The sequence below is a fragment of the Endozoicomonas sp. ONNA2 genome (assembly GCF_024606365.1).
Taxonomy (GTDB): Bacteria; Pseudomonadota; Gammaproteobacteria; order Pseudomonadales; family Endozoicomonadaceae; genus Endozoicomonas.
Genome location: NZ_JAHHPO010000496.1, coordinates 1 through 2,100, shown reverse-complemented (window position 1 = coordinate 2,100; position 2,100 = coordinate 1). Strand labels below are relative to the sequence as shown.

Below are 2,100 nucleotides of genomic sequence, written 5' to 3'. Positions count from 1 at the left end.
TTTTTTTACCTTGCGAAAGCCAAAAAAACTGGTGTTGTCCTCGTCACTGTCCTCATTCAGAAACGCTTCGCGCTTGGCGCAGCGGATGGTTGGCGGGGCTTCGGGCGTGTCGGGTGGAAAACAGACAAAGCTGAAGTTGCTGCCGTGAACTTTTTCGGTGACTACCCAGATATTGGTCGCCGATGAGAGTTGCTTTGAGCCAAGTATTGCACTGGCATTTTTGGGCTTGTATTTAAGTCTGGCAAAAGCGGGATGCCCATGAGTAAGCCAGTGGTTGGTAGTTTCGGATATTTTGCCATACTGGTGGTGCCCGGGTTCTGACCGGGTATCCGCCCCTGCCATTGACATGATGGCTCGCTCTGTCAGCAACGTGTTCGCCTGTCCGATGGCTGTTGGTTCCCGGGCTGATGGTTCATTAATGTTCTGGTAACGTTCGTCCGGTGCGGATTTGCCGCGGTGAGCAAATTCCGATCTTACTGGCAGAGTCGTGTTGGTGGTCGCTGATACGCTGTTCATAGTGAAGGCCTTTGCGGTGGGCTTGGGGTTTGCTTTTTGTCAGGGACAAACCTTCATGCGGTATTTTGGATTCCCGGGCTGCGGTCTCTCGCAGTTGCGGTTTTAGCTTCTTTGCCATTGGTGTTACTCCTTAATTATGAAGAAATTAACAGCAAATAATTACCGGCAGGACAAATATTATATTCCCGTGGTAAAAGCAGTGACTGAGATATTGGCAAAGCAAATGTACATAACGCCGATCGGTGTCTTTGTTACCCTTGGCCTGCTTTCAAATGATCATGTTGTCAGGTGGAAAAAAGGCTCAATTCCCTACCTGGAGCGGGTAATAATGTGCAGCTTAAGCAAGGCCAGCCGTATTTTGAGGCTTATCCGCTTTCATTGCCATGACCTGAATATGATACCGTCAATCACTGTTTACAAAGCAAAAAAAGCGAAAAAGGGGGTTCTGCGTTTTAGCAAAACAGGAGAACGCAATCTCGAAGAAGCGTACGCCAGACACTTTGTATCCCCCCTCTTAAAAAAGCATAGAGTCCAACAGGACAAATTTTGAAGGCATCTGCTTACGCGGCTCCCGTCGTTGCATTCAGCCCGCTCGCCGGGGGCAACACAGAAGCGGGTAATGAGGTTCGTGCAATCCAGGAGGTGGGCATTGCCTTGTCAGAACCGAAAAAGCATGCAGATAAAATCGCCCCTAATGGAATGGCCCTGCCACAACTGTCACCACCACAGTAAATATTGTCTCTCACTGTTTTTTCATAGTTCTCAGCCTGTAACAGAAGATGGGTAATTACGATAAACGAGGCGTCAAGACTGCAGTGCATTCCCACCTCTCGGGCAACCTCTGTTGGCCTTTGCTTGAGCATTGATTCAGCGGTTTTGATTGCCCCGGCGATCTCATCGCTGACTACTTTTGCCTGTTCCACACACTGCTCAGGTGAAAGGCCCTCATGTGCATTTTTTATCATGATGGCAACGGCTCTGCCGTAGCTGACGGCTGTATCGTTATTGTTGGTGACACGTACCGCTGATTCTACCTTGTCCAGCAAATCCTGGTCCTGGCCGTGGACAGCAATCAGGGATGGTAACTTTGACAGTGCCGGATTTTGTGTATCGTCAGCACCACAGGCAGCAATAGGTTCGTCATCAGGTTCATCATTACTCTTTCTTTGATAAAGATTGAGCAGGGTCTGCCTGGTTGGATGATCCGTATAACCTTGCCACTGTCCACCAAAATCAAACCATTTTTGAAAAGATTCTATGTAACCCTGCTGCGAATAATGGCCGTTGGCTATGATGGCATCCTGCATCGACAGCAACTGTGCGCCGTAATGAGAAAACTCACCGGCCTGCTTTCCTTCATGGGCAAAGTATCCCTTGTCCTGGTATTCTGCCCGGACAGGGGTATGAAATTCTGGATTTTCACCGCCGTACTGTGCAATCCGGGCTTGATCGTACAACCAGTGAAATCCCATGGCCGCAGCGTCAGCGACTAATGCGCCAATAACTGATTCATATGCTCTGTGTCGTTTATTCATTGCCATACCTCTCTGTGTTTTTTTCAATTAGTTCATCATGTCGGTTTGG

3 protein-coding genes are annotated in these 2,100 nt (G+C 48.7%); 1 reads left to right on the top strand and 2 read right to left on the bottom strand.

All coding sequences use genetic code 11. The annotated features are described in order from the left end of the window. Positions 1-516, bottom strand: a 516-nt coding sequence (locus KDK14_RS08925) for an RNA ligase family protein (RefSeq protein WP_257264742.1), incomplete at its 3' end; no start/stop codon positions are given. A gap of 136 nt (positions 517-652) precedes the next feature. On the opposite strand from KDK14_RS08925, the gene KDK14_RS08920 reads away from it, so the two are divergent. After that, positions 653-1,066 carry a hypothetical protein gene (locus KDK14_RS08920; RefSeq protein WP_257264741.1) on the top strand — a complete coding sequence of 138 codons (414 nt, stop codon included), beginning with the start codon at positions 653-655 and terminating at the stop codon, positions 1,064-1,066. A gap of 10 nt (positions 1,067-1,076) precedes the next feature. On the opposite strand, the gene KDK14_RS08915 is transcribed toward KDK14_RS08920, so the two are convergent. Beyond that, entirely contained in the window at positions 1,077-2,051 is a 975-nt protein-coding gene (locus tag KDK14_RS08915) for an ADP-ribosylglycohydrolase family protein (RefSeq protein ID WP_257264740.1), read from the bottom strand. Positions 2,052-2,100: the final 49 nt, after the last annotated feature.

Bases quoted from the DNA above. Each gene is read 5' to 3' on its own strand.
- KDK14_RS08920 (WP_257264741.1), top strand. From the start codon at position 653: ATGAAGAAATTAACAGCAAATAATTACCGGCAGGACAAATATTATATT.
- KDK14_RS08915 (WP_257264740.1), bottom strand. From the start codon at position 2,051: ATGAATAAACGACACAGAGCATATGAATCAGTTATTGGCGCATTAGTC.